This window comes from Pseudomonas putida (assembly GCF_028682475.1).
GTDB lineage: Bacteria > Pseudomonadota > Gammaproteobacteria > Pseudomonadales > Pseudomonadaceae > Aquipseudomonas > Aquipseudomonas putida_AG.
On record NZ_JANHLE010000105.1, the window covers coordinates 1 to 544 of the forward strand.

Annotated in this window: 1 pseudogene; it reads right to left on the bottom strand. The window is 61.8% G+C overall.

Annotation, left to right across the window (positions count from 1 at the left end):
* Positions 1 to 544 (bottom strand): annotated as a pseudogene (locus tag NPS47_RS25360) (bifunctional aconitate hydratase 2/2-methylisocitrate dehydratase); the annotation flags it as partial.

Here is a 544-nt window from a genome sequence, read left to right on the forward strand (position 1 = left end):
GACGTCGATGACGTCGCCCATGTTCAGGTTCGAGACGTCGAACTCGATCGGCAGGGCGCCGGCGTCTTCCATGGTGTTGTAGAAGATCGGGGCGATTTTTGAGCCGAAGCAGAAGCCGCCAGCGCGCTTGTTCGGCACGTACGGGATGTCGTCGCCGAAGAACCACAGCACCGAGTTGGTGGCGGATTTACGCGAAGAACCGGTACCGACCACGTCACCGACGTAGGCGACCGGGAAGCCTTTGGCTTTGACTTCTTCGATCTGCTTGAGTGGGCCGATGGCGCCTTGTTGCTCAGGCACGATACCGTCACGGGCCATTTTCAGCATGGCCAGGGCGTGCAGCGGGATGTCAGGGCGCGACCAGGCATCCGGGGCAGGGGACAGGTCGTCGGTGTTGGTTTCGCCAGGGACCTTGAACACGGTCAGGCTGTATTTCTCAGCGATGGCTGGCTTGCTGGTGAACCACTCACCGGCGGCCCAGGAATCCAGCACGGCCTTGGCGTGGACATTGCCCGCCTTGGCTTTTTCGGCGACGTCGTGGAAG